General features: G+C 68.9%; 26 protein-coding genes and 1 pseudogene. 12 read left to right on the top strand and 15 right to left on the bottom strand.

Annotation, left to right across the window (positions count from 1 at the left end; all coding sequences use genetic code 11):
- On the bottom strand, window positions 1-458 hold a 458-nt coding region (locus ACFQ36_RS08605; protein WP_377012603.1), incomplete at its 3' end, for a phosphotransferase.
- A 34-nt stretch (window positions 459-492) separates the two neighbouring features.
- Complete coding sequence (locus ACFQ36_RS08600) at window positions 493-909, bottom strand: ChaB family protein (protein ID WP_377012601.1); 417 nt, start codon at window positions 907-909, stop codon at window positions 493-495.
- A gap of 85 nt (window positions 910-994) precedes the next feature.
- Here ACFQ36_RS08600 and ACFQ36_RS08595 point away from each other — a divergent pair, with 85 nt between their 5' ends.
- Window positions 995-1,483 (top strand): TspO/MBR family protein, encoded by a 489-nt coding sequence (locus tag ACFQ36_RS08595; RefSeq protein ID WP_377012599.1) that lies wholly within the window; start codon window positions 995-997, stop codon window positions 1,481-1,483.
- Between the two features lie 120 nt (window positions 1,484-1,603).
- On the opposite strand, the gene ACFQ36_RS08590 is transcribed toward ACFQ36_RS08595, so the two are convergent.
- The 3 genes from ACFQ36_RS08590 to ACFQ36_RS08580 form a co-directional block, all read right to left on the bottom strand.
- On the bottom strand, window positions 1,604-3,136 hold the full coding sequence (locus tag ACFQ36_RS08590; RefSeq protein WP_377012597.1) for an MFS transporter: 1,533 nt from the start codon (window positions 3,134-3,136) through the stop codon (window positions 1,604-1,606).
- Window positions 3,137-3,219: 83 nt separating this feature from the next.
- On the bottom strand, window positions 3,220-4,392 hold the full coding sequence (solA, locus tag ACFQ36_RS08585) for an N-methyl-L-tryptophan oxidase (protein WP_377012595.1): 1,173 nt from the start codon (window positions 4,390-4,392) through the stop codon (window positions 3,220-3,222).
- Between the two features lie 498 nt (window positions 4,393-4,890).
- Complete coding sequence (locus tag ACFQ36_RS08580) at window positions 4,891-5,028, bottom strand: ArsR family transcriptional regulator (protein ID WP_377012592.1); 138 nt, start codon at window positions 5,026-5,028, stop codon at window positions 4,891-4,893.
- Between the two features lie 181 nt (window positions 5,029-5,209).
- Between ACFQ36_RS08580 and ACFQ36_RS08575 the strand changes: the two genes are divergently transcribed.
- On the top strand, window positions 5,210-5,464 hold the full coding sequence (locus tag ACFQ36_RS08575; protein ID WP_377012605.1) for a DUF6308 family protein: 255 nt from the start codon (window positions 5,210-5,212) through the stop codon (window positions 5,462-5,464).
- A gap of 43 nt (window positions 5,465-5,507) precedes the next feature.
- On the opposite strand, the gene ACFQ36_RS08570 is transcribed toward ACFQ36_RS08575, so the two are convergent.
- The gene (locus ACFQ36_RS08570) at window positions 5,508-5,789 is read right to left on the bottom strand and encodes a cupin domain-containing protein (RefSeq protein WP_377012590.1); all 282 of its coding nucleotides are present in this window, start codon (window positions 5,787-5,789) and stop codon (window positions 5,508-5,510) included.
- A 135-nt stretch (window positions 5,790-5,924) separates the two neighbouring features.
- Between ACFQ36_RS08570 and ACFQ36_RS08565 the strand changes: the two genes are divergently transcribed.
- From ACFQ36_RS08565 to ACFQ36_RS08550, 4 genes are all read left to right on the top strand, one after another.
- On the top strand, window positions 5,925-6,416 hold the full coding sequence (locus ACFQ36_RS08565) for a hypothetical protein (protein WP_377012588.1): 492 nt from the start codon (window positions 5,925-5,927) through the stop codon (window positions 6,414-6,416).
- Between the two features lie 110 nt (window positions 6,417-6,526).
- Entirely contained in the window at window positions 6,527-7,624 is a 1,098-nt protein-coding gene (locus ACFQ36_RS08560; protein WP_377012585.1) for a DNA alkylation repair protein, read from the top strand.
- A gap of 610 nt (window positions 7,625-8,234) precedes the next feature.
- A complete protein-coding gene (locus ACFQ36_RS08555) occupies window positions 8,235-9,509 on the top strand; it encodes a hypothetical protein (RefSeq protein ID WP_377012584.1) in 1,275 nt (424 codons plus the stop codon).
- A gap of 61 nt (window positions 9,510-9,570) precedes the next feature.
- The gene (locus ACFQ36_RS08550; protein WP_377012583.1) at window positions 9,571-9,939 is read left to right on the top strand and encodes a YciI family protein; all 369 of its coding nucleotides are present in this window, start codon (window positions 9,571-9,573) and stop codon (window positions 9,937-9,939) included.
- Between the two features lie 13 nt (window positions 9,940-9,952).
- Here ACFQ36_RS08550 and ACFQ36_RS08545 read toward each other — a convergent pair whose 3' ends face one another.
- The 9 genes from ACFQ36_RS08545 to ACFQ36_RS08505 all read right to left on the bottom strand — a co-directional run bounded on the left by ACFQ36_RS08545 (window position 9,953) and on the right by ACFQ36_RS08505 (window position 20,253).
- Window positions 9,953-10,924 carry a PDR/VanB family oxidoreductase gene (locus ACFQ36_RS08545; protein ID WP_377012581.1) on the bottom strand — a complete coding sequence of 324 codons (972 nt, stop codon included), beginning with the start codon at window positions 10,922-10,924 and terminating at the stop codon, window positions 9,953-9,955.
- A gap of 29 nt (window positions 10,925-10,953) precedes the next feature.
- Window positions 10,954-12,081, bottom strand: a complete 1,128-nt coding sequence (locus ACFQ36_RS08540; RefSeq protein WP_377012579.1) for a histidinol-phosphate transaminase — start codon at window positions 12,079-12,081, stop codon at window positions 10,954-10,956.
- Complete coding sequence (locus ACFQ36_RS08535; RefSeq protein WP_377012577.1) at window positions 12,078-13,325, bottom strand: alpha-hydroxy acid oxidase; 1,248 nt, start codon at window positions 13,323-13,325, stop codon at window positions 12,078-12,080. The genes ACFQ36_RS08540 and ACFQ36_RS08535 overlap by 4 nt, the downstream gene beginning before the upstream one ends.
- Window positions 13,326-13,365: 40 nt before the next feature.
- The gene (locus ACFQ36_RS08530; protein ID WP_377012575.1) at window positions 13,366-14,805 is read right to left on the bottom strand and encodes an FAD-binding oxidoreductase; all 1,440 of its coding nucleotides are present in this window, start codon (window positions 14,803-14,805) and stop codon (window positions 13,366-13,368) included.
- Window positions 14,802-15,569, bottom strand: a complete 768-nt coding sequence (locus ACFQ36_RS08525; RefSeq protein ID WP_377012573.1) for an amino acid ABC transporter ATP-binding protein — start codon at window positions 15,567-15,569, stop codon at window positions 14,802-14,804. The genes ACFQ36_RS08530 and ACFQ36_RS08525 overlap by 4 nt, the downstream gene beginning before the upstream one ends.
- Window positions 15,566-16,528 (bottom strand): amino acid ABC transporter permease, encoded by a 963-nt coding sequence (locus ACFQ36_RS08520; RefSeq protein ID WP_377012571.1) that lies wholly within the window; start codon window positions 16,526-16,528, stop codon window positions 15,566-15,568. Before ACFQ36_RS08520 ends, ACFQ36_RS08525 begins: the two co-directional genes overlap by 4 nt.
- Window positions 16,525-17,445: an ABC transporter substrate-binding protein gene (locus ACFQ36_RS08515; protein WP_377012569.1), complete on the bottom strand. Its 921-nt coding sequence runs from the start codon at window positions 17,443-17,445 to the stop codon at window positions 16,525-16,527. The genes ACFQ36_RS08520 and ACFQ36_RS08515 overlap by 4 nt, the downstream gene beginning before the upstream one ends.
- A 368-nt stretch (window positions 17,446-17,813) precedes the next feature.
- Window positions 17,814-19,493 (bottom strand): histidine ammonia-lyase, encoded by a 1,680-nt coding sequence (hutH, locus tag ACFQ36_RS08510; protein ID WP_377012567.1) that lies wholly within the window; start codon window positions 19,491-19,493, stop codon window positions 17,814-17,816.
- Window positions 19,471-20,253 (bottom strand): IclR family transcriptional regulator, encoded by a 783-nt coding sequence (locus tag ACFQ36_RS08505; RefSeq protein ID WP_377012565.1) that lies wholly within the window; start codon window positions 20,251-20,253, stop codon window positions 19,471-19,473. Before ACFQ36_RS08505 ends, hutH begins: the two co-directional genes overlap by 23 nt.
- Window positions 20,254-20,413: 160 nt before the next feature.
- Between ACFQ36_RS08505 and ACFQ36_RS08500 the strand changes: the two genes are divergently transcribed.
- From ACFQ36_RS08500 to ACFQ36_RS08475, 6 genes and pseudogenes are all read left to right on the top strand, one after another.
- The gene (locus ACFQ36_RS08500) at window positions 20,414-21,622 is read left to right on the top strand and encodes a cytochrome P450 (protein ID WP_377012563.1); all 1,209 of its coding nucleotides are present in this window, start codon (window positions 20,414-20,416) and stop codon (window positions 21,620-21,622) included.
- Between the two features lie 80 nt (window positions 21,623-21,702).
- Window positions 21,703-21,975 carry a hypothetical protein gene (locus ACFQ36_RS08495; protein ID WP_377012560.1) on the top strand — a complete coding sequence of 91 codons (273 nt, stop codon included), beginning with the start codon at window positions 21,703-21,705 and terminating at the stop codon, window positions 21,973-21,975.
- Between the two features lie 174 nt (window positions 21,976-22,149).
- Complete coding sequence (locus ACFQ36_RS08490) at window positions 22,150-23,298, top strand: NAD(P) transhydrogenase subunit alpha (protein ID WP_377012558.1); 1,149 nt, start codon at window positions 22,150-22,152, stop codon at window positions 23,296-23,298.
- Window positions 23,295-23,627 carry an NAD(P) transhydrogenase subunit alpha gene (locus ACFQ36_RS08485; RefSeq protein WP_377012556.1) on the top strand — a complete coding sequence of 111 codons (333 nt, stop codon included), beginning with the start codon at window positions 23,295-23,297 and terminating at the stop codon, window positions 23,625-23,627. Before ACFQ36_RS08490 ends, ACFQ36_RS08485 begins: the two co-directional genes overlap by 4 nt.
- The gene (locus ACFQ36_RS08480) at window positions 23,624-25,003 is read left to right on the top strand and encodes an NAD(P)(+) transhydrogenase (Re/Si-specific) subunit beta (RefSeq protein ID WP_377012555.1); all 1,380 of its coding nucleotides are present in this window, start codon (window positions 23,624-23,626) and stop codon (window positions 25,001-25,003) included. Before ACFQ36_RS08485 ends, ACFQ36_RS08480 begins: the two co-directional genes overlap by 4 nt.
- Before the next feature lie 48 nt (window positions 25,004-25,051).
- Window positions 25,052-25,662 (top strand): annotated as a pseudogene (locus ACFQ36_RS08475) (MFS transporter); the annotation flags it as partial.

Raw genomic sequence — 25,662 nt, 5'->3', positions numbered from 1 at the left:
CGCTGCGCCGCCGGGACCAGCCCGGCGGCCCGGGCCGCGAAGTCGCCGATTTTGTGCAGCACCGCCCCGTCGTAGCCGTTGTTCCGCTGCCGCGGCCGGTGCAGCCGGGCCAGCAGCTGTCCGGCCTGGCGGAACAATTCCGGGTCGCGCTCCTGCGGGCCGCCCTCGACCAGCCGGCCCGGCAGGTACGAGGCGACCAGGATGTGCTCGGTGGCGTCGGCATGCAGCAGCGCAGGGGTCCTGCCGGCCAGCGGCGCGGTCATCTGCCGGTACGCCCGGATTTCACGGGCAATATGGTGACTGGTGCCGCTGGCCTTGGCCACCACGTCGCCGGCGGCCGTGCGCAGGTGCAGCACCGTGATGCCCTGCAGCGGCCAGGACATGTCCTCGACCAGGTCCCAGCCGCCGAACCACTTATCCAGCAGCCCGTGCTGGGCCGGTGTCAGCTGCGAATCCAAGGTTGGCACACGGCCGCGGTACGGCCTCCGGGGGCTACCGCGACTTCCTGGTCTCCCGGTCATTGGCCTTGCGTATCGCATCCACCAGTTCGTCCTTGCTCATCTTGGAGCGGTTGGGCACGTCCAGGCGCTTGGCCAGCTCGTAGAGGTGCTTCTTGGAGGCGTTGGCATCCACCCCGCCGGCGGTGGGCCTGGAGGTGTCGATGCCGCCCTCGGCCTGCCGGTCGGAGGGTCCGGCCTGCTCCTTGGGCTCCCAGTGGTCGCCGATCTTTTCGTGCGTGTGCTTCAGCGCGCTGTAGCCGACGCGGTAGGCCCGTTCCTCCTCGCCGTAGCTCTCCAGGGCCGAGTCGTGGGCCTTGGCAAAGGTCTCCTGGGCTTTTTTGCCGGACTTCTTCAGGGTGCTCGGCAGCTCGCTCTTCCTGGCGTGTCCGCTCTTGTCCGTCTTCGGCACCGGGACTCCTTTCGGGCTTGTCCGCCGTTGCGTCTTTCCAACGTCGCACGGTTGAATGAGGAATCCAAGGGGTAAGGAGCCAGTCATGAGCATTCGGACCGCTACACTCGCCGGGACCGCCATTGCCACCACAGCGACCGCGGTGGCCGGGTCGATTGCCACCGATCCCTCCAGCGGCTGGTACCGCCGCCTGCGCAAGCCGCCCTTCCAGCCGCCCTCGTCCGTCTTCCCCATCGTCTGGACCGCCCTGTATGCGGACCTGGCCGCCATCAGCGCGGTGGCCCTGGACGGGCTGGACAAGCGGTCCCGGCCGGCCGAACGCCGCCGCTACCGGCAGGCGCTGGCCGCCAACCTGCTGCTCAACGCCGGCTGGAGCTGGCTGTTTTGGCGCGGCCGCCGCCCTTGGCTGGCCGCCGCGGAATGTGCCGTGCTGGCCGCCAGCAGCGCGGACCTGGTGCGACGGACCGCCCGGGTCTCGCCGGCGGCCGGGACCGCGCTCGCGCCCTACGCGCTGTGGTGCAGCTTCGCCACCGTGCTGACCACGGCAATCGCCCGGCGCAATCCCGGGCGCTGAAGAGTCCTCCTGCGGACGCCGGGCCTCCGCACCGAACTCCACGCGGCAGCCCCCTCATCCCAACGGGTGTGCGCCAGGCCCGGGTTTGAGCGTCCAAACGCGGGTCTGCTGGTGCAGGACTCAGTTGCCGATGGGGGGAGGCGGGACGACGTCGGGCCTGGCCTCCTCTTCCTCCTTCGGCCGCTGCGACGGCACGGTGACTATGATCGCGGCGATGGCGATCAGGACCAGGAGCACATTGAAAAGCAGCCCGACGGCCCCGCCGAAGCGCAGCGCCACATTGTCCTGGCGGCCGATGAACAGGCCCCACGACCGGATGAGTCCCGGGTCCACGGCCTGGGCGGCCACGTAGAGCGCGGCGGAGATGGCCACGCCGATCGCGTTGCCCAGCGAGGAGGCCATCTTGTAGATGCCCGAGGCCGCACCGACCTGGCCGTCCGGCACGTTGGACAGCGCCGCGTCCGTCGACGGCGTGGCGTAGAAGCCCAGGCCGATGCCGAACAGCGTGAAGCCGATGACGCTGAGCACGATGTACTGCCCGATGAGCAGGAAGGTCATCGAGCACATCAGGATGCCGATCCCGGTGATGATGGAGCCCCAGAGCATCGGCTTCTTCGGGCCGAAGCGCTGCAGCAGCTTTTCGCCCACCCGGATGGTGGCCAGGATGGCGATCAGATAGCCGAGGGTGAGCAGCCCGGACTGCAGCGAACTCATGCCGGCCGCCACCTGGACCAGCCCGAGCGAGACGATGAGGGTGCCGGCGGCGCCGTTGAGCAGGAAATTGGACAGGGTGGCGCCGGTGAAGGTGCCGTTGCCGAACAGCTTCAGGTCGACGAACGCGTTGCTCTTGCTCGTCTCGATCTGCAGGAAGGCCAGCAGGAACACCGCGAACAGGGTAACCAGCACTATCCCGGTCCAGCTCAGCCAGCCGATGTTCGGGCCCTGCGAGATGTAGACGTTGATTGCGACCAGCATGATGATGAAGCAGATCAGCCCGGCCCAGTCGAAGCGGTGCGCCGCCGCCCGCGGGTCCGCCTCGGCGCGCGATTCCGGGGTGCCCCGGAGCAGGAACAGCGCCAGGACGGACAGCACGATCGAAATCCAGAAGATGGACCGCCAGCCGAGGAAGGAGGACGCCATGAGGCCGCCGAACAGCGCGCAGAAACCGGACCCGCCCCACGAGCCGATGGACCAGTAGGACAGGGCCCGCTGCCGGTCCTTGCCCTCGTAATAGCTCTTCACCAGCGCCATGGAGGAGGGCATGATGCACGCGGCGGACAGGCCCTGGATGATGCGGCCGCCGAGCAGCATGGCCGAGGTCAGCCCGCCGAGGTTCTCCGGGGTCAGCGCGATCAGCAGCGAGCCCAGGATGCTCAGGTGGATGCCGGCATACAGGATCCGGACCCGCCCGATCCGGTCCGCCAGCCCGCCGGCGACGACGATGAAGATGCCGGAGAACAGCGACGTGATCGACACGGCCAGGTTGGCCAGCGTCCGCTCGACGCCCAGTTGCCCCTGGATGCCGGGGATGACGTTGAGCAGGGTCTGGGCGAAGAGCCAGAAGTTGATGACGGCCAGGACGATGCCCAGCAGCCATTTGTCGTTCGGCTTCCATTCGGCCGTCTTGGTGCCGGCCGGTACCGGCGTAGTCACGTGCCGGGCTCCTTACTTCAAAACGTAGTCCCAAGGTAGGCCCGCCGGCCGCGCGGCGTCCACGCACGCACGTCGTCGAATTGTCAGGACAGCCGGAACACCGGGACGAAATCCGGGTCCGTGATGGCCGGGCGCAGCAGGCTGAACGGTTTGATGTCGTGCCCGGTGCTGCCCGAGAGCATCAGGTCCGCCATGATCTGCCCGATCAGGCTCGCGAACTTGCCCGCGTGCCCGGCCCCGTTGAATACCGCGACGTTCGGGTGGTCCGGCAGGGTATCCAGTACGAAGTCCCGGTCCGGGGCCATGTCGTAGATGCAGGTCTTGTTCGCCAGCGCCGGACCCGCCGCCTCCGGCAGGTGGCGCTCGAGGAAGGCACGCAGAATCGCCGCCTCGGTGTCATCGCCCTCGAACACGCGGTCCTCGCTGGCGATGAACCGCCCGCGCATGTCCCGGGCCAGCTTCACGCCGGCCTCGCCGTAGACCGGGAAACCGTAAAGCACCTGGGCGTCGTGGTAGACCCAGATCGGGAACTTCTCCGGGGTGAACTCGGCCAGCCGGCGCGAGGCAAAGTAGCTGACCTGCTCCTGGGACAGCGTCAGCCTGAAGTCCAGGCCCAGGTCCGGCATCAGCTCGCCCAGCCACGACGCCGCGGCCACCACCAGATGGTCGGCGCTGAACCGGCCGGCCGACGTCGCCACTTCCACGGTGCCCTCGCCAAGGGACACGGAATCCACCTTGGTGCGCGGCAGGAACTCGACTCCCCGGGCCAGCGCCAGGGAGGTGTGCGCGGAGACGGACCTGCGGATGTCCAGCAGGCCGCCGTCGGCTTGGAACATGCCCGTGACGTCGTCGCCGATCCGCCACTGCGGCCAGGCCTCGCGGATCTGCTCGGCAGCCAGCTTCTCGTAGGGAATGCCGACGGCGTCCATCGCCGCCTGGTAGCCGGCCAACTCCTCGGCGCCCTTGCCGGGCGCGGCCAGGTCCAGGCCGCCGGTGGTGGTGACCAGCTTCAGCCCGGACTCGGCCTCGATCTGCTGCCAGGTCTCGAACATCGCGTGCGTCAGCTTGGTATAGGCGGTGCTGTGGTAAGCGTGCCGGATGATCCGCGAATGGTCTCCGGACGAGCCGAGGGTGTTGTTCAGGTCGAACTGTTCCAGCACCAGCACGCGTTCGGCGCCGCGGGCGGCGAGCCAGTAGGCGGTGGCCGCGCCGATGGCGCCGGCACCGATGACGATGTGTGAATAGCCTCGTGGCATCAGGACTCCTTTGGCGGAAGTGGATAAGTCCATCGTCCGCCGTGGGCGGCTGTCAGATCCAACTGCCTGTCGAGTTCGGTGAGGGTGACCGTGATCACCGGCGAGTCCTCCACCCGGTCGCCGGGGGCTGGCCCAGGTGAAGACGAGCCTCCGGTTCGACCACTTCCAGATACTGGCCGGTGGTGGGTACTCGCTGTTGTCCGGGGCGATCATCTTGTACTCGTAAGTGCCGCCAACGCGCGTCAATCCAGATGAATTCGCGCGGACGTGTGACTCCGCGCGGGTGACACCACAGCGCGACCTCATCCGGGTCCGTCCATGCCCTCCGGATGGTCCTGCGGGGCGCGTTGAAGACGCGGCTGATGGTGAATTCCTTTGGTGGATCCATTGTGTTCTCAGCCATCGGTGGTCCTCTTCTTCAGTTCGTGGAGCCGCTCGTCGAGCAGATCGAAACGTTCGGTCCAGAGACCTCCATGGTGGTCGATCCAGGCCGAGACCTCATTGAGGGGTTCGGTGCGAGCAGGTGCGCCACCGCGCGGAGGCGGTACGTTCGATCAGCCCTGCCTTCCGCAGCACCTTCAGGTGCTGGGAGATGGCCGGCCGGCTCATCTCGAACGGCTCTGCGAGCTCGCCCACCGAGGCGGGCCCCTGAACTTCATGAGCTGGTTGCACACGACGTGGTGGAACCGTAAACAAATCAACGAGAGGAAGCAAGGGAAACGCCGGAAATCCTAACCGGGAACCGATTTGACGCTTGTCGGTCGACATCCCGACCGATGTTGAGCTCGCCAACCTGACCGAAGATGAGTTCAGCAAGATGCTGGCCCTCAAACGACCGCATCTTATTCCTATTTGGGATTCCGTGGTGGCGAACGTAGCCGGGCTGCAGGACTCCGCCGGCTACTGGCATCAGTGGCATGGGCTGCTCAGCGAGCCGATCGGGCTGCGGGAACGGCTGGTAGCCATCCGGCAGAAGTCCAGTGTCCCGCACAGATATCCCTGCTGCGCATTATGGATGTTGCACTGTGGATGTACGGCACCCAGAGCGGGAAAGAAATGTCCGCGGAGATAGGTGACGGCGACGAATCGTCCGGCGAACCTGTCGTTTGAACGGACTATCTGACTTCAATCTCCACGAAGACGAATTCATGCTCCCCGGGGTTGATCACGTTGTGCTCGCTGCCTGCCCGCCGGGTGTAGGACTGCCCGGCCGTCAATCGGCTGGTGGATTCGTCATCGGGGGTCTGCAGCAGCAGCTCGCCAGTAGTCATCGGTACCACCACATAGTCCATCTCATGGCGGTGCCAGCCGGTTTCGCTTCCCGGCGGGAACCGCCATTCGGTCACCCGGAACCGTTCGTCATCGATCTGCACAGTGGACTGGGCTGACTGCGGCAAAAAAGGTCCTCCGATGCTGTGAGGGACTGCAGGATGGCTGAAAGTTTTGGTCAATGAGAGCTTACAGAGCTACCTGGATTTGCGGCGTCAGGCGGCGGCTCCACGGACGGCGTGACGGCACAGTAGAGTGCCTGCATGGAAAGCGCGCTCGCGGGCTGGTCCGATTTCAATGTCGCCGTCGCGGGCGCCGGGGCGGCGCTGGCCGGCCTGCTGATTGTGGCGATGTCGGTCAACATCGTCGAGATCCTCAAGACGGTGACGCTGCCGGTGCGTGCCGGCTCCTCGATCGGGGCGCTGGTGCTGGGTGTCGCGGCTTCCTGCCTGGCGCTGATTCCGGGCCAGCCGGTGTGGCTGCTGGGCGTGGAGGTGCTGGCCGGGGCGGCGGTCGTCTGGCTGATCGAGGTGTTCGCCGCCCGTGCGATCCTGCGTGAAGCGGGACAGCGCCCCGCCTTCCAAGCGGTCAAGATCCTGGCGGGGTCCCTGCCGCCGGCAGTGTTCACGGTGGGCGCGGTGCTGCTCGTGGCAGGGGCAAGCGACGGATATGCCTGGGTGGCGGCCGGCAGCGTGCTGTCGATTATCAGTGCCGTGCTGTTTTCCTGGGTTGCGCTGGTGGAGATCCTGCGCTGATGCTGCCAGGGGTTTTGGCGACGGCGACCACGGACGGTGTCGGGCGCCTGCACCAGGGCAGACGAGGGAAGCCGTAGGATTCAAAGGGGACCGGCAGGACGGAGGATCACATGGGTGCCATGAATGACCTGCTGGGTCCGGAAGCCATCGAGGGCCTGTGCAGGTCCTTATCCGGCGTCGCCGGCCGCCCTGCCTGGCCCACGCTCAGGGAAGCGGAAGCAAAGCTCGGGCCCCTGTCGATCCGCGGCCGGGCCGACCTGCTGGCGGCGGCACTGGTGGCCGACCTGGCGGTGGACTACGGCGGTGCATCGGCGGTGTTCCGGACGGCCTTGGACGATGCGGCCTTCACCGGATGGATGATCTGGCCGGTCACCGAAGCGGCAGTGACCCTGGCCCTCCAAGACGGAAGCATCCAGGCCTTCGACGACGCCCTGGCCCTGCTGTCCGCACTGACGCCGCGCCTCACCGGCGAGTTCGCCATCCGCCGCCTGCTGCTGCGCGACCTAAACCGGGCACTGGGGATCATGCAGCACTGGACGTCCCACCCGGACGAGCAGGTCCGGCGACTGGCCAGCGAGGGGACGCGGCCGTATCTGCCCTGGGCCATTCGCGTCCCCGGGATCATCGCCCGCCCGCAGTCCACCTTCCCGATCCTGGAGGCCCTGCACACCGATCCGAGCCAGCTGGTCCGCCGGTCGGTGGCGAACCACCTGAACGACATCGCCCGCCATGCTCCGGACCAAGTGGTCGCGACGGCGGCGCGCTGGAAGGACGCTCCGGACGACGGCGCGGCCTGGGTGGTGCGGCACGGCCTGCGCACCCTGGTCAAGAAGGCCCATCCCGGCGCGCTCGCCGTGCTGGGGTTTGCGCCGCGCGCACTCTCGGTCCCGGCTCCGCGGCTGGAGACATCCGTGGTCCACCTGCCCGGGGAACTGAGGTTCGAAGCCGAGGTCAGCAACGAATCTGCGGAGGCGGCCCGGGTGGCCGTCGATTACCTGGTCCATTACGTCAAGGCCAACGGTGCGCTGGCCCCCAAGGTCTTCAAGCTGGCCGTCGCGGACCTGGCGCCGGGGGAGACCCGCCGGTTCGGCAAGTCCCATGCCTTCCGCCCGATGACTACACGCGTGCACTATCCGGGCCGACATGCGCTCCAGCTGCAGGTCAACGGGGTGCTGTCGGAAACCGCCGGATTCGACGTCGTTCCTTAGCGTGCGCGCAACCTGCGCATCAGCGGTTCCCGCTCCGGCGGCGGACCGCCGCCAGGACTAAAGTACCCCCGGGGCTTGGCAATGACTCGTATGCGCCGCGAGCAGACCTGATGCCTATGCCGGACATTCCCACCCGCGGTCCCGCGAAAGCCGGCCCCTACCCGGTGTTCGGGATCCTGGGCCCGCACCATTGGCCGCTCGCTGTTCCCGACCAACGTGCGGGCCAGCGCCGTCGGCATCACCACCGCCGCCAGCCGCATCGGTGCTGCCCTGGGCACCTTCGGGCTCCCCTTTGCGCTGGACGCGTGGGGCATCGGCCCGACCATGGTCCTCGCCGGCGTCGTGGCTGCCGTGGCACCGCCCTTCCTGCAAGCGAAGCCATGGGCTGAACCCATAGGGCGTCGCAACGGAATCACAGCCCGCACCTGGACGGTGCTGATAGCAGGACCCGGCTGGCTGTTCAGCGGTGCATTGAGCGGTGCCCTGACCTATTTAGGCTCCGTGGTCCCGGCGTTGTTCGTGCGGCGAAGGTCCGGCCGCCGTCGTTGTTGAAACGACATGCAAGAACCTCCAACGAATGATTGGCGGGCGGCCGTGGGAGATTAACTGCATGGAGAATGAATCGACGGAGTTGGGGATTTACGTCGAAGGCGACGCTGCGATGATTGTCGGCAACGATGACGACATTGAACTTTTCATGCGACACATTTCGGATGGCTCCCCGGTTAAGGCCAAGGCGATGACCAAGGATGCCTTGACGGCGGTGGCCGGGGTATCAGGATTGGCGTCCCAGGCGCAGTTGGCCAGCGGCAAATGGGTCCAGCTGACAACGGAGTCAGCAACCCGGCTGAAGCAGCTTGCGGCGACCAACCCGTCGAAAGACGGCATCATTGCAGGTGTTGTGCGGGGCCCGAAAGGAAGGATCGACCAGCACCTCAAGCTCATTCTCCCCGGGGGCGCTCCGAACGCGCTCATGACGTCCAACGCGGCGACCATGGCAATGTCCATGGCAATCCAAATGGCGGTCGAGGATCTGCGGCAGTACCTCAAAGCCATGGATGTAAAGCTGGACAAGCTCCTAAAGAACGACCGGTCCGAGGTCATGGGAGATATCCGCGGTGTTACGCGGACCCTGTCCGAGGCGTTCGACATGTATCAGGAGACCGGCCGCGTCTCGTCGGTGAACTGGGACAAGGTACAGCAGCATCCCACCGCATTGGCCTCCTTCGTTGCCCAATGCGTCGAGCAAATCGAATCGATGACGGAAGAGATTTCGCGCGGATCGGTTTCCGACAAGGCCAAGGCTGTGGAACAGCTGGCCCGGGAGGAGCTTTCCTTCTGGCTTTCCATCCTCGCTGTCAGCCTGGCCAACCAACGGCGCTTCCATGTCCTTGAGCTGGCGCGCGTAAACCAGGAACATCCGGAGGATGCGGCAATCCACCGCGAGGTTATTGGCAAGCACAACGAAGCCATGGCACGGAACGTGTCCCGGGCCCTCCAGCGGCTGAACGAGGCGCTGCAGTCTGCCGGCAAGGTTAAGGATCTTGAGCGGGTTGTCCAGCCGATTCCCGCCAGGGACCTGGTGCGGGCAGTAAACCGGGCACACGGCCAGCTTGGCCGCTTCGTCAATATGGCAAAGCTCGGCACTCTGTCCTGGACCGACTCTTCGCAGAAGGACTGGGGCAAGGCTGTTGCGGACGTTGCGCAGCAGGGCGGGGCAGCAGTTGGAGGTGCCGTTAATGGTGTCTTCGGCGGGATCCGGAATCTTGCCGAGCAAGCGGTTCTGATCCAGGCGAAGCGGATTGAGGCAGAGCGGGCCGCCCGGGATCAGGGTGGGGAACCTGGCAAGGACATCGACGTGGTGGATCCGGACCGGCCAAGCTAGCCACCCGCACCCTCGCCCGACATGATGGGTAACGGGACATCCCTCTGCCGGAGGAGGCACCATGAAGATCCTGATCCTGATCTACAGCGATCCTGAGTCCCAACGGACTTGGGCGGGGCTCTCCGACGCCCAACGCACCGAGGACTTCGGCGAATATGCCGAGCTCAATGCGGAACTGGCAGCCTCCGGCGAACTGATAATGGCCGAGGCTCTGGACCAGTCGTACTCCAGCAGCGTAATGGTGCGCCAGGGAAAGACCATCACCACGGACGGGCCCTTCGACGACGCCGATGAACAGGTGGCGGGCTTCTATCTGCTCGAGTGCACCAGCCGGGAGCGGGCCATTGAGATCGCAGCCCGGATTCCCGATGCCCACTACGCCCGCGTTGAGGTCCGTCCGGTGCTGGACCTGAGCGGCCAGGCGACCTGAGGCCGGCGGCCGTTCAGATATCCAGCACCAGTCGCCTGCCCTTGCACCGGGACACGCAGATCATCATGGTGTCCCCGGCCTCGCGCTCCTCGTCCGAGAGCAGGGAATCCCGGTGGTCGATGTCCCCGGAAATGACAGGGGTCTCGCAGGTGCCGCAGATGCCCTCGCGGCAGGAATTGAGTACCGGGATGCCGGCGTCCATCAGCGCCTGCAGGATGGTGGTTCCGGCGGGCACGCCCACCTCGGTGCCGTCGGCGGTTTCGACGACGAACTCGCTGTCCGCTTCCGACGTCGCGGCGGCGCCCGGCGCGGCGGCGCCGGGGTCGGCGGTGAACCGCTCGAAGTGGTACCGGCCGGGGTCCGTCCAGTCCGCGGTGAGCTTGTCCAGCGCGCCCAGCAGCGCAGCCGGCCCGCAGGCGTAGACCTGGGCAGCAGGATCCAGCCCGGCCAGCAGCGGGGCCAGATCGAAGATGCCGGACTCGTCGTCGGCGTGGACATGGACCCGGTCTCCGTAGCCGGCCAGCTCGTCCCGGAAGGCCATCGAGGTGCGGCTGCGCCCGAGGTAGAACAGCCTCCAGTCCGCTCCGGCGGCCTCGGCGGCCCGGACCATGGCCAGGATTGGGGTGATGCCGATGCCGCCGGCGATGAACAGGTATTCCGGGGCCGGCTCGAGGACGAAGTTGTTCCGCGGCCCGCGCACCTGCAGCTTGGTGCCGGGCACCAGCGCGTCGTGGATCCAGGCCGAGCCGCCGCGGCCGGCCGGCTCGCGCAGAACGCCCAGGCGCCAGAAGCCGTCCTCCGGCTTCGAGCAGAGCGAGTACTGGCGCAGCAGTCCGTTGGGCAGCAGCACGTCCACGTGCGCGCCGGCCCGCCAGACCGGCAGCGGCTGGCCGCCGGCGTGTTCCAGCTGCAGGGCCACCACCGAATCGGAGGCCGGGTCGATCCGGGTGACTTCGACGTCGAAGAACTCTTCGTGCATTGCCATGGTGCGTTGCTCCTCTGCTCCTCTAAAAACTAAGCACCGGCAGGTGCCGGCAGCGGGTTCTGAATCGCGGCGGCCAGGCCGGGAACGGTGTCGACGGCGGCGAGCACCGCCGCCGTCGCCTCGCGGCCGCCCAGGGTCACGCGCACGCCTTCGCCGTCGAACGCCCGCACGGAGACGGACTGGTCCAGGCAGGCGGCTTCCAGCTCGCGGGCCCGGGGGCCGGCGGGAATCCACAGGAAATTCCCTCCGCTGCGCGGTACGCGAATCCCGCGGTCGTGCAGCCGCGCGGCCAGGTAGTCCCGTTCGGCCACGATCTGTGCCACGGTTGCGGCCATCCGGTCCGGTTCGGCCCAGGCGACGACGGCGGCGGCGACGGCCACCCGGCTGACCGGGAACGGCAGGGCGGCGCGCCGCAGGTTGGCCGCAATGTCCGCGGAGGCGGCCAGGTAACCGGCGCGCAGCCCGGCCAGCCCGTAGGCCTTGGAGAAGGTGCGCAGGATGGCCAGGTTGGGAAAGTCCGCCAGCAGCCCCACGCCCTCGTCGCCGGGCAGGGTGAATTCGCGGTAGGCCTCGTCCAGGACCACCAGCACGTGCGGGGGCACCCGGTGCAGGAACCCGACCAGCTCGCCGCGGTCCACCACCGTGCCGGTGGGATTGTTCGGGCTGCATACGATCACCGCGCGGGTGGCTTCGGTGACGGCGGCGGCCATGGCGTCCAGGTCGTGCCGTGCGGCGGCATCGAGCGGGATCTCGACGGCGGCCGCCCCGGCGGCGCCGACCAGGATCGGATAGGCCTCGTAGCTGCGCCAGGCGTAGATGACCTCGTCACCGGGGCCGGCGTAGGTGGACAGCAGCAGCTGCAGTAGGGCCAGCGAGCCGGCGCCGGCCAGCATCTGGCCCGGGTCCAGGCCGAGCCGGGCGGCGACAGTGGCCACCAGTTCGTCCCCGGCCAGGGACGGGTACCGGTTGGCACCCTTGCCGGCGGCGGCAATGGCCTCAAGCACGGCGGGGGAGGGCGGCACCGGGGACTCGTTGGAGGAGGCGATCCAGCGTACGGTGGCCTTGGCGGCGGACCGGGAGTAGCCCGGCAGCGAGGTAATGCCCGGGCGCGGCTGCGGGGCCGCAGCGGGACGGGAAGCGCCGGTCTGTACGCTCATGGTGTTCCTTCCAAAACTGGGACGGGGTTCGGGGTGCCGGCGAGCAACTGCGGGCCGGCCCGGCGCAGTCCGGCCACGCCCGCCACCCCCAGCAGCGCCATGGTGCGCCGGAACTGGGACACCAGCAGATCGGCCAGGTGGCCGACGCCGGCTTCGCCGCCGGCGGCCAGCGCCCACAGGTAGGGCCGGCCGACCATGGCCAGGTCGGCGCCCAGGGCCAGGGCGACGGCGATGTCGGCTCCGTGGCGGATGCCGGAATCGACGACGACGGCGAAGTCCTCGCCGACGGCCTGCCGGACCGGGGCGATCAGGTCCGCCGGCGCCACGGTCCGGTCCAGTTGGCGGCCGCCGTGGTTGGACAGGTGTACCCCGTCCACCCCGAAGTCCCGGGCCCGGACGGCGTCGGCCGGGCCCACCGGCCCCTTTAGCAGCAGCTTCCCGGGCCAGGCCGCGCGCAGCCCGGCCAACCCGGCCCAGTCCAGCGCCGGGTTGAACTGGGCGCCGATGTTTTCGATGGTGTACCCGTGCCCGCAGTCGGCTGCTCCGCCGGAAAGATTGGCGAACTCCAGGTCGGGGGCGCGCAGCAGCTTCGTCCAGTAGCCGGGCTTGGAGCCGATGTCCAGCAGGCTGGAGGCGGTCAGCCGGGGCGGGATGGTGAACCCGCTGCGCACGTCCCGCAGCCGGTTGCCGGGCACCGCCGTGTCCACCGCCAGTTCCAGGACCCGGTAGCCGGCGTCGGCCGCGCGGCGGATGAGGTCCAGGGTCCTGGCCCGGTCCTTCCACGCGTACAGCTGGAACCAGCGGTCGCCCGCCGGCTGCGCGGCCAGGTCCTCGAGCGAGGTGGTGGCCATGGTGGAGAGCACGTAGGGCAGGCCGGCTGCCGCCGCGGAGCGGGCCACGGCCGGCTCGCCGTCGGGGTTGATCATCCGGGTGAAGCCGGTGGGCGCGAAGCCCAGCGGCGCGGCCGCCGTCCGGCCCAGGAAGTCCGTGGCCGTGTCCGGGGCGCTGACGTCCGCCAGCACCGCCGGGGTGAACCGGTAACGGGCGAAGGCCTCGGTATTGCCGGCCAGGCTGAGTTCGGCGTCGGCGCCGCCGTCGATATAGTCCATCACCGTGCGGGGAAGCCGGCGGGCGGCCAGCCTCCGCAGGTCCTCGACCGTGTGGCAGCGGGCCAGTGCCCGCTCGGCGGCGGAGCCGGCCGGGAGCGTGAAGGAGACCAGGTCCAGCGCGCTGGAGAGTTTCATCCGGAGACCTCCGCGATTCTCGTTGTCTGCTGCCGGACGCTCATGGCAGCACCTTGCCCGGGTTCATGATCTGCTGCGGGTCCAGCGCCGCCTTGATCGCGGCCATGACCTGCACTCCCGGGCCGTGCTCCGCGGCGAGGGCGGCGAGCTTGCCCGTGCCGATGCCGTGTTCGCCGGTGCAGGTGCCGCCCATCGCCAGGGCACGGGCGACCAGGCGCTCGTTGACAGCCGTGGCCGCGGCCAGGGCCTGCCCGTCCCCGGGGGCCAGGACGAAGGCCAGATGGAAATTGCCGTCCCCGGCGTGCCCGGCGATCGGGGCGATGACGCCGGAGGCTGCGATGTCCGCCTGTGTGGCGGTGATGCACTCGGCGAGCCGGGAGATCGGCACGCAGACGTCGGTGGACCAGGTGGCCGCGCCGGGCACCAGCGCCTGGCAGGCCGGAAGTACGTCGGTGCGCGCCTGCCACAGCCGCTCCCGCTCCTGCGGCCCGCCGGCGGATTCGAAGCCGGTCCCGCCGTGTGCGGCGGCGATGGCCCGCAGCTGCCCGGCCTGCTCTGCCATGGAGCGGGGCGTGCCGTGGAATTCCAGGAACAGCGTCGCGGTTTCCGGCAGCGCGGTGACTGAAGTGGTGGCTGCATACGCGTTAATGGCGGCCATCATCGGCTCGTCCAGCAGCTCCATCCGGGCCACGGGGATGCCGGCCTGGACTGCTTCCTGGACCGTGAGCGTGGCGTCCTGGAGCGTGGGGAAGCTGCAGACCGCCGCGGAGACGGCCCGGGGCAGTCCGTGCAGGCGCACCGTGACCTCGGTGATGATTCCGAGCGTGCCCTCGGCGCCCACGAACAGCCGGGTCAGGTCGTATCCGGAGGCGGACTTGCGGGCACGGCCGCCGGTGCGGATGACCTCGCCGCCGGCCAGTACCACGGTCAGGCCCAGCACGTTCTCGCGCAGCGTCCCGTAGCGCACCGCCATGGTGCCGCTGGCACAGGTCGAGGCCATGCCGCCGAAGCTGGCGTCCACGCCCGGCCCGGCCGGAAACCACAGCCCGTGGGGCTGAAGCGCCGCGTTCAGCCGGCTCTTGAGCACGCCGGCCTGGACCGTCGCATCCAGGTCGGCCGCCCCAATACGCAGGATCCGGTCCATCGGGGACAGGTCGATGACCACCCACCCGGGCCGGGCGTTGGCGCCGCCCTCGAGCCCGGTGCCGGCGCCGGCCGGCACCATGGGGACCCCGTGCGCGGCGCAGATGCGCGCCGCGGCGGCCACGTCGTGAGTGGATGTGCAGCGTACGACGGCGTCGGCCGTCCCGTGCGGCAGGTGCGAGCGGTCGCGCGAGCGCTCCGCCCGGACGATCGGATCGACGGCGACCTTGCCGCCGAGCACCTGCTGCAGCTCGGCGACCGCCGGGTTGGTGCCGGGTCCGGAGCCGGGGCGCAGGTCCCCGACCTGGTCTGCAGCAGGAGCGGACGGCGTGCTCATGCCAGGACCTTGGACAGGAAGGCCTGGGTCCGGGCCTCGCGCGGATCCTCGAGCACCTGGCGCGGCTCCCCGCTTTCGACCAGGTAGCCGTCGGCCATGAAGTGCACCACGTCGCCGACTTCCTTGGCGAAGCCCATCTCGTGGGTCACCACGATCATGGTCATGCCCGAGGCCGCCAGCTGCACCATCACATCCAGCACCTCGCCGACCAGCTCCGGGTCCAGGGCGGAGGTCGGCTCGTCGAAGAGCATCACCGAGGGCTTCAGCGCCAGCGCCCGGGCGATGGCCACGCGCTGCTGCTGGCCGCCGGAGAGCTGGCCGGGGTAGTGGTTGCGCTTGTCCGCCAGCCCCACCCGGGCCAGCAGGGCCATGCCCTCCTCGACGACCTCGGCCCTGGGCCGGCGCTGGACGACGGCAGGGCCCTCGATCACGTTCTCCAGGGCGGTCCGGTGCGGGAAGAGGTTGAACTGCTGGAACACCATGCCGACCGAGGCCCGCTGCCGGGAGGTCTCGTGTTCCTTCAGCTCGCGCAGCCGGTTGCCGATGCGCCGGTAGCCGATCCGCTCGCCGTGCACCCACAGCTGGCCGCCGTCGATCTTTTCCAGGTGGTTGATGCAGCGCAGGAAGGTGCTTTTGCCCGACCCCGAGGGGCCCAGCAGGCAGGCGACCTCGCCGGCCTGCACGTCCAGGCTGATGTCCTTGAGCACCTCGACCTGTCCGAAGGACTTGCGCACCCCGCGGGCGCTGACAATCGGGTCATTCATTTGAGGGCCTCCAGTTCGACGGCGGGGGAGGAGCCGGCCGGCACGGGACCGGCCGCGGCTCCGGTACCGGCCGGGCCGGCGTCCCGGGACGCCTTGGCCGGGCGCACCGGGGTGAAACCGCGTTCGAAGTGGCGCTCGACGTAGTACTGGCCCACCGAGAGCACCGCGGTCACGGCCAGGTACCAGATCGCGGCGACGATCAGCAGCGGAATGGTCTGGAACGTGCGCGAGTAGATGATCGACACCGAGGTCAGCAGCTCGCTGTAGCCGATGACGATCACCAGCGAGGTGTACTTGAGCATGCCGATGGTCTCGTTGCCCGTGGGCGGGATGATCACGCGCATCGCCTGGGGCAGCACCACCCGGCGCATGGTCTGGGCCCGGGACATGCCGATGGCCTTGGCGGCCTCGGTCTGGCCCTGGGGGATGGCCCGGATGCCGGAGCGGACGATCTCGCCCATGTACGCGCCTTCGTTCAGGCTCAGCCCGAGCAGCGCGGCCGTGAAGGGCGAGATCACGGCGTTGGTCGGGATCTCGAAGAAGCTGGGGCCGAACGGGATGCCGATGACGATCTTGGGCACCAGGGCGGCCATGAAGAACCAGAACAGTAGCTGGACCATCAGCGGGGTGCCGCGGAAGAACCAGGAGTAGGCCCAGGCCGCGTAGGACAGGACGGGGTTGGCCGAGAGCCGGCAGACCGCCACGACGATGCCCAGCACGATGCCGATGGCCATGGACAAGGCGGTGAGCAGCAGGGTCTTGCCCAGCCCGGAGAGCACCTGCGGGGCGAAGAGGTACTGGCCGACGACGTCCCACTGGAAGCGCTCGTTGGTGAACATCGAGTACACGACCAGGGCGGCGGCGGCCAGCACCACGACCGCCGCCGCCCAGCGTCCGGTGTACCGGGCGGGCAGGACGGGCAGGTCTTCGTCCTGCCGGGAGGATGCGGGCCTGGTCATTCGGTGACCCCGTTGATCGGGAACTCGTCGACGGCATGGTCGGCCATCTCGTACTTGGCCAGGATCTTCCCGTAGCTGCCGTCGGCCTTCAGTTCGCCCATGGCCTTCTGCACGGCCTCGGTCAGCTGCCTGCTGTCCTTGGGGAAGACGATGCCGAAGGCCAGGTCCTGGTAGCGCGGACCCTGGACCAGCTGGCCCTTGCTTTCGGCGGCAATGACCGAGCCGGAGGTCGAGTCCACCAGGAATGCGTCCACGCGCCCGCTCTGCACGGCCAGCACGGCCTGGTTCTGGCCGGCGTAGATGGTCACGTTCAGCGGTGCCTTGCCGGCCGCCTTGCACTTTTCGGACTGCTCGGCCGCGTCGGCGTCTTCGGTGGTGCCCTTGACGATCCCGACGGCCTTGCCGCACAGGTCGTCGAGGGTCTTGAGGGATTCGGCGTTGGCCGCGGCCGTCATGATGCCGCCGCCGGCGGAGAAGTAGTCGACGAAGTCCACCTGCTTCTGCCGTTCCACGGTGTCGGACATGGCGGACATGGCCATGTCGTAGCGGCCCGAGACCAGGCCGGGGATGATCGCGTCGAAGGCGATGTTGTTGAACTTCAGCGTCACGCCCAGCTGCTTCTCCAGCTCATCGGCGATGTCCCGGTCGATGCCGACGATGGTGGTGCCGTCGGTGTCGAAGGACTCGAACGGCGGGTACTCGACGTTGCTGGCGACGTTGATGGTACCGGCCTTCTGGATGTCCTCGGGCAGCTGGGCGAACAGGGGCGCCTTTGCCCCTGCGGCCTCCGCCGCTGAAGTGGCCGCGGACCCGCTGCCGGCATCGGCGCTGCCGGAACAGCCGGCCAGGGCCAGTGCTGCGGCCAGGGCCGCAGTGGCCAGGACGGGCTTGCGGACGGAGAGAGCCGAAATAGCCATTTTCCTACACTCCTGGATAATCATCTGGTACGCGGAAAAGCTTGATTACTGGTATTCGGAAATGACGGTTGCATTCCGAATTCTCCTCAGCATAAGGATAAAGTGAGCGCCGCCACAACCCCGATTTATTCCATTCCGGTAACCGTGTGTACTGGGTCCGCCGGGCAGGCGGATTCCTTGGAATCATGCGGAATTTGGGCAGGAGCGAGCGCGCGGCGGCGTTTCGAAATTGGGTAATTCAATGCCCGGTCCGGTAATTCCCGGCTCCCGGTTTTCCCGGAAAGCCGGTTTCCGGGTTATTGTCGGGTAAGCACAATTCCGGGGTTATGCCGGGGAAATCCGGGGGCCGCCCGGCGGGTGGTTTCTTCCTATTCCTCCCCGCCCAGCGCGCGCTCCACGGCGTTGACGACGGCGCCGCTGTGCACCAGCTCCAGCGCCGTGCGTACCCGCGGGTACATCACCACGTCCTTGCGGATGTGGTCCACCGGCCGGCCGTCGGCCGACTTCGAGGACCGCACCAGCTCCAGCACGGCCCGGCTGGCCGGCGCCACGGTGGCCGAGGCGGTGTCCGGCCGGGCCAGCCGCAGTTCCAGGGCCTGGCAGGCCATCAGCAGTTCGATCCCGACCACCGTCTCGATGTTGGCCACCACCTGCCGGGCGTGCCGGCCGGCATTGTTGGCCATGGAGACGTGGTCTTCCTGGTTGGCGCAGGTGGGGATCGAGTCCACGCTGTCCGGGTGCGAGAGCGTCTTCGAATCCGAGACCAGCGCGGCGGCCAGGTACTGCGGGAGCATGTAGCCGCAGTCGATGCCGGTCTGTTCGCTGTCGATGAGCATGTCCGGCAGGCCGCGGTTCAGGGTCCCGTCGTCGAGCCTAAAGAGCCGGCGCTCGGTGATGTTGCCGATCTCGGTGACCACAATGGAGATGAAGTCCGCGGCGAAGGCCACGTACTCGGCGTGGAAGTTGCCGCCGGAGACGGCCTTCAGGCTCCGGCCGGCCGGCAGCGACGGGAAGATCAGCGGGTTGTCGGTGGCGGCATTGATTTCGTTGTCGATAATCCCGGCCGCGAACTCCAGGGTGTCCTTGACCGGGCCGAAGACCTGCGGCACGCAGCGCAGCGAGTAGGCATCCTGCGGCGGTTGGCGCACCGGGTCCGCCTCGGCGCTGCCGTCCACCAGGGTGCTGCCGGCCAGCAGCTGCCGGATCCGCGCGGCCACCTCGATCTGGCCTTTCTGCCCGCGCGCCTGGTGCAGTTCGGCGATAAAGGCGTCACCGAAGCCCATCAGCGCCTCGATGGTCATGGCGGCGGTGACCTGCGCGGTCTCCAGCAGGTTCTGTGCATCGAACAGGGCCAGGGCCGCCTGTGCACACGAGAAGGAGGTGCCGTTGAGCAGGGCCAGCCCGTCCTTGGCGCCCAGCGGCAGCCGGTCCAGGCCGGCGGCGGCCATGGCGGCCTTGCCGCTGACCACGGCGCCCTCCAGCAGGGCCTCGCCCGAATCCGCCTCCTCGTCCCCGCCGGTGTGGGAGCGGGTCATGACAATGGCCACGTGGGCCAGCGGGATCAGGTCCCCGGAAGCGCCCAGGGAACCGTACTCGGGGATGGCGGGGCAGACGCCCCGGTTGAGCATTTCGGCCAGGGTGGTGACGATTTCCGGCCGGATGCCGGAATACCCCTGGACCAGGCTCACGATCCGGATGAACATGGTCGCCCGCACCACTTCCTCGTCCACGTACCGGCCGACGCCGGCGGCGTTGGAGAGCACCAGCCGGCGGGAGAGCTCGGCCGCGTCGGAGGCCTTGTCGAAGGCCCTGCGCCCGGCCAGGGAACCGAAGCCGGTATTGATGCTGTAGATCGGCGCCGTCGGCTGGCCGGCTTCCATCTGCTCCACGACGGAGCCGAGCCAGGCCCGGCTCGGCTCCATCCGGGCCGGCACCTCGTCCGCGAGCTGCACCGGCCGGCGGAACCGCGCCACCTGGATCAGGTCCTCGAGCGTGGCACGCTCGGCGCCGACGACGACGGGCGCTTCAGTGACGGTTTGCGTATTCATCGGCAATCTCCCTGGTTGATTGGAAACCGGTGGCGGATTCGAGCGACCCGGCAAGGTTCCGCGCGGCCTGCTCGAGGGTCTTCAGCGTTGAGTTGATCCAGGCCTTGGAGCCGCAGCGGCTTTCGGGACCGGCGACATTGAGCGAGCAGACCACCTCGCCGCGGCAGAACACCGGGACGGCCACGGATACCGACCCCGGGTCCAGTTCGCCGCGCGAGACCACCCGGCCGGCGGCACGGATCTGCGGCAGGCCGGCCTGCACCTGTTCGGCCGTCGGGGTGTTGTCGGTGAACCGTGGCAGCTGCCGGTCCAGCACCTGCCGGATCACATCGGGCGGAGCCCAGGCCAGCAGCACCCGCTGCCCGGCCCCGGCATGCAGCGGCAGCAGCTCGTTGACGGCGAAGCTGTACTTGAGCGACTTCTCCGGCTCGGCCCGGCGCAGGCACATCGCCTGGGCACCCACGCGGATGATCAGCACGGCGGTCTCGCCCACGGCGTCGACAATGTCCTTGAGCACCGCCGTGCCCACTTCGGCCAGGTGCGACTGCACGTAGTGCCGGCCGGAGAGCTCCAGCAGCGCCCGTCCCGGCCGGTAGCGGCCGCCGTCTTCCTGCACGAAGCCGTGCTCCTTGAGCGTCTTGAAGTACCGGTAGGTGGTGCTCTGCGGAATGCCGAGCTTGCCGGCGATGGCGTCCACGGTGGCATCGCCGCTGGCGGCGACCTCGGCCAGGATTGCCAGCCCCCGTTCGAATGACGTCAACCCAACCCCCTCTCTTCCGGAACGGCATTGCAGCGATGCTCCACTGCAGGACACGGCCCCGGCAATTGACGTTCCCACATTATGAGAATCGCATTTAGGGCCGCTCCCAAATCCCATTACGTTGAGGCCATCCACCGCCGCATCGGGAAGTGAGGCCTGAATGAGAACCGACCTGCCTGCCGCCGCAGCCCCAGTCATCGCCGACGACCCCTATTCGGACGCGAACCTGGCCGACCCCTACCCGCTCTTCGACCGGATGCGCGAGGCCGGGCCCGGGGTCTGGCTGGAAAAGTACGGAGTGCCGGCCTTCGCGCGCTTCGACGCCTGCAAGGACATCCTCGACGACCACGCCACCTTCATCTCCGGCGCCGGGGCGGGACCGAAGAACCTGCACCACGAACCGTCCTGGCGGCCGCAGGGGATCATGGAATCCGACCCGCCGGTCCACACCGCCATGCGCCACGCCATCGGCGGGGTGATCTCGCCCAAGGGCACCCGCGCGCTGCGCGGACAGTTCCAGGAATTCGCCGACGAGCTGGTGGAGCGGATGCTCCAGCTGGGCGGGTTCGACGCCGCCACCGACTTCGCGCAGGAGTTCCCGCTGCGGGTGTTCGGCGACGCGGTGGGGATCCCGCGCGAGGGCCGGGCAGAGAACCTGCTCGCCCTGGGCGCCATGAACTTCAGCACCTTCGGCCCCGATGATGAGCGGTCCAAGGAATTCTTCCGCCGCGGTGCCGGCACCAATGACTGGGCCATGGCCAACACCGCCCGCGAGCGGCTGGCGCCGGGCAGCATGGGCGCGCAAATCTGGGATTACGCGGACCGCGGCGAGATCACGGCACAGCAGGCGGCGCTGCTGGTGCGGGCCATGCTCTCGGCCGGGCTGGACAGCACCATCCTGGCCATCGGCAACACCATGCTCTGCCTGGCCCGGCATCCGGGGCAATGGGCCAAGGTCCATGCCAACCCGCGGCTGGCCAGGTTCGCCATCGACGAGTCCTTCCGCTTCGAGTCCCCCTTCCAGTCTTTCTTCCGCACCACCGGCCGGCCGGTGTCCTTCCACGGCCTCGACCTGGCCGCGGACACCAAGGTGGCTGTCTTCGTGGGCGCGGCCAACCGCGACCCGCGCCGCTGGGGCCCGGACGCGGACGAGTACAAGGTCGAGCGCCAGGCCGGCGGGCACCTGGGCTTCGGCATGGGCATCCACCAGTGCGTGGGCCAGCCCATCTCGCGGCTGGAAATGGAGGTGCTGTTCACCACCCTGGCGCAGCGCGTGAAGGCGATCGAGCTCACGGCCGAGCCGGTGCCCTTCCTGCACAACACGCTGCGCGGCTGGGACTCCATCCCGGTCCGGATCGTCCCCGCCTAACCTGCCTGTTTACTTAGCCCGGGGACGGTACTACATTGGTGCACCTCCTGCGCATGGAGTCCCGGAAAGGAACACTGCACATGACACCCACCCCAAAGCAGCCCGTAACCGAACAGAGCGTGAAGGTGCGCCAGGTTAGCCACTACCAATTCAGCTGGGTGGCAGGCGATGGCGGCGCACCGGGTACCTGGACGCTGCAGCTGGTGCTTGACGAAGGCGCATGGGAGGAGATCCTGACGGTCAGTGCCGACGACGCCGACAACCTGCAGGACCTGCTGGCCAGCGCAGGGACCGTGTTCTATGACGTCAGCCGCAAGACCTTGATGTTTGGCACCACCGCGGCGGGCCAGTAACCCGGTAACGGAGGATTCCGGCCCGGCGTAGCCGGCGCCGGGCCCGGCACTTCGAATCGTTACCGCGAAACCTTTACCAGCATGCTGTCGAAGGCTACCTTGGGTTCAAGTCATCCCCATTAGCCCCGGCGCCCCGAAGACCGCTCGGAGGGTTGCCGGAGGGAAGAACGTACGGTGCTGATTTCAGTCCTGCAGGAGCGGGCGCCGGAAGAAACCCGGGTCGCCCTCGTTCCGGCCGCCGTGGCGAAGCTGGCCGCCGCCGGGCACCGCGTGCTGATCGAGCCCGGCGCGGGGGAGCGGGCGGGCTTTGGCGACCTGGAGTACGTGCAGGCCGGCGCGCAGATCGCCGCGCAGGGCCCGGAACGTGCGGACCTGGTGGTGTCCGTCCGGCCGCCGGCGGCGGAGGTCGCGGCCAGGCTGCGCCGCGGCACGGCCAGCATTTCCTTCCTGCCGGCGGCCCAGTGCCTGGACCTGGTCCGCCGGCTGGCCGACGGGGGCATCGCCTCCTTCGCTTTGGAGCTGGTGCCCAGGATTTCCCGCGCCCAGTCCATGGACGCCTTGTCGTCGCAGGCACTCCTTGCCGGCTACCGCTGCGCGATCGTGGCCGCGGACATGCTGCCGCGCCCGTTCCCGCTGAACATGACGGCGGCCGGCACGCTGCAGCCGGCGCAGGTTCTCGTCCTCGGCGCCGGCGTCGCCGGGCTCCAGGCGATCGCCACCTGCAGGCGCCTCGGCGCCATCGTCAAGGCCTACGACGTGCGGGCGGCCGCGGCGGAGGAAATCCGCTCCGTCGGCGGCAAGCCCATCGAGCTCGACCTGGAAACCCTGGAGGGCGGCGGCGGGTATGCGCGCGAGATGACGGCGGACCGGGCGCGGCGGCAGCAGGAGCTGCTCGGCCCGCACGTGGCCGCCGCCGACGTGCTGATCACCACGGCGGCGGTTCCCGGCCGGCAGGCCCCGCGCCTGGTCACCGCGGACAGCGTCCGGATGATGAGGCCGGACGCCGTCGTGATCGATCTGGCGGCCGAATCCGGCGGAAACGTGGAAGGCTCCGTGCCGGGCGAAACCGTGCGGATCGGCAAGGTGCGGGTTTGGGGCGGCAGCAATGTCCCGGGCCAGATGCCCGGCCCCGCCAGCCAGCTGCTGGCCCAGAACATCGTGAACCTGATCGGGCTGCTCACCGGCCGCGAGGGCGGATTCAGCGCCGACTTCGAGGACGAGATCGTCGCGGCGGCCTGCGTTACCTACGGCGGGCAGGTCCGCCACGCACCCACGCAGGCACTCCTCCGGGAGCGCCTGGACGCCGAAGGGCCCCCGCAATGAACGAGGCAGTTGTCTGGCTGACCATCCTGGCGTTGAGCATCTTCGTCGGCATTGAGGTCATCTCGAAGGTTTCGTCCACGCTGCACACTCCGCTGATGTCCGGGACGAATGCCATCCACGGCATCATCCTGATCGGCGCGATCGTCGTCGCCGGGACGGCGGATTCGACGCCGGTGCTGGTGCTGGGCCTGGCCGCCACCGTGCTGGCGGCGGTCAACCTGGTGGGCGGCTTCGTGGTGACCGACCGGATGCTCAAGATGTTCTCCGCCCCGAAACAGGCGCGGGACAAGGCACCGGTGAAGCCGCCGAAGGAGGAAGAGCGGGCATGATCCCGGTCTGGGTGCAGGTGCTGTACCTGTTCGCCGCGGTCTGCTTCATCCTCGCGCTCAAGGGCCTGTCCTCGCCGAAGACGGCGCGGCGCGGGAACCTGCTCGGTGCCGGCGCCGCCGTGGTGGCCACCGCGGCCGTTTTCTTCGAACGGCCCCTGGACAATATCGTCCCCATCCTGGTGGCGGTCGGCGCCGGTACGGTGCTCGGCGCCGTGGGGGCCCGGCGTGTGCAGATGACCCAGATGCCCCAGCTCGTGGCACTGTTCAACGGTGTGGGCGGCGGGGCCGCTGCCATTGTGGCGGTCCTGGAGCTGAACGGCCTCGCCGGGGACGCCGGGGCCCCGCCGGTGGTGGCGGGGGCGGCTGCCTTCACCGCCGCGGTCGGTTCGGTCAGCTTCGCCGGCTCCGTGGTGACCTTCGCCAAGCTGCAGGGGCTGATGACCACCAGGCCGGTGGTCTTCCCCGGCCTGCCGCTGCTCTTCGGGGCGGCGCTGCTCGCTGCCGTCATCACCGCGCTGCTGGCGGCGGTCGGCCCGGGCCGGATGTCGGGGGCCGCGCTGGCCGCGCTGGGACTGCTGGCCGGGGTGCTGCTGGTGCTGCCCGTGGGCGGCGCGGACGTGCCCATCGTCATCTCGCTGCTGAATGCGTTCACCGGAATCACTGTCGCGGCCGGCGGCTATGTGCTGGGCAATGTCCTGCTGCTGATCGCCGGGACCCTGGTCGGCGCCTCCGGCACGCTGCTGACCGTCCTGATGGCCCGGGGCATGGGCCGGTCCGTGCTCAACACGCTGTTCGGCGCGCTCAAGGGCGGCTCGACGCTCGGCGCCGGCACGGCGAGCGACCGGCCGGTGCGCTCGGCCGGGCCGGAGGATGTCGCCATCATGCTCGGCTATGCCAGCCGGGTCATCATCGTCCCCGGTTACGGCCTGGCCGTGGCCCAGGCCCAGCACGCGCTGCGCGAACTGGGGGACGTGCTGATGGAGCGGGGCGTCGAAGTGGACTATGCGATCCATCCGGTGGCGGGACGTATGCCCGGGCACATGAACGTCCTGCTGGCCGAGGCCCAGGTTCCGTACGAGCAGCTGGTCGAGATGGACGAGATCAACCCCGAGTTCAAGCGCAGCGACGTGGTGCTGGTAGTCGGCGCCAATGACGTGGTGAACCCGGCGGCGAAGACAACCCCGGGCGCCCCGATCTACGGCATGCCGATCCTGCAGGTCGACGACGCCAAGCAGATCGTGTTCATGAAGCGCTCCATGCGCCCGGGCTTTGCCGGCATCGAGAACGAGCTGTTGTTCGATCCGAAGACCACGCTGCTCTTCGGCGACGCGAAGGAGACGATGGAAAAGCTGCTCAGCGCGGTCAAGGCGCTCTAAGCGCCTGCCCTCCTTGGCAAACAAACATCAAACGTCTAATGTTTTTCCATGCCTTCGGAAACCGCTCTTGCTTCAGCCGGCGACGCCACCGCCCACACCTCCGGCGGGGCCCCGGGCGAAATTCCCGCGCCCGAACCCAGGGAGCACGTCCCGGCCCCGCGCCGGCGGGCAGTGCTGGCGGCCGCCGCCGTCGTCCTCATCGGGCTGAACCTGCGCGCCGGGATCGCCAGCGCCGCGGCGCTGTACCACGACCTGCAGCAGCTGCTCGGCTACGGTCCGGTCATCGCCGCCTTGCTGCCCTCGATTCCGGTGCTGTGCTTCGCGCTCGCCGGCGCGGCCACCGCCTGGCTGGTCCGGCGCGTCGGGCTGGAACGGTCGATCGCCCTGGCGCTGGTGCTGCTGACCGCGGGGCTGGCCGTGCGCGCCGTCGAGTCGGTGGGCATGGTGCTGGCCGGCACCGTCGTGGGCATGTCCGGCCTGGCCATCTGCAACGTGGCGATGCCCTCCTATATCCGGCAACACCACGCCCGCCGCACCTCCGCGATGACCGGCGTCTACACGATCACCATGTCCGTCGGTGCCACCGCGGCCGCGGCGGTCAGCGTGCCGCTGGCGGCGCAGCTGGCCGCCGCGACGCTGGGCCTGGCCGCCTGGGCGCT

It is taken from the genome of Arthrobacter sp. GCM10027362 (genome assembly GCF_042679445.1).
In the GTDB taxonomy this organism is placed as follows: domain Bacteria; phylum Actinomycetota; class Actinomycetes; order Actinomycetales; family Micrococcaceae; genus Crystallibacter.
Note: the sequence above shows the minus strand (reverse complement) of the source record. Positions and strands in the feature narration are given on the sequence as shown.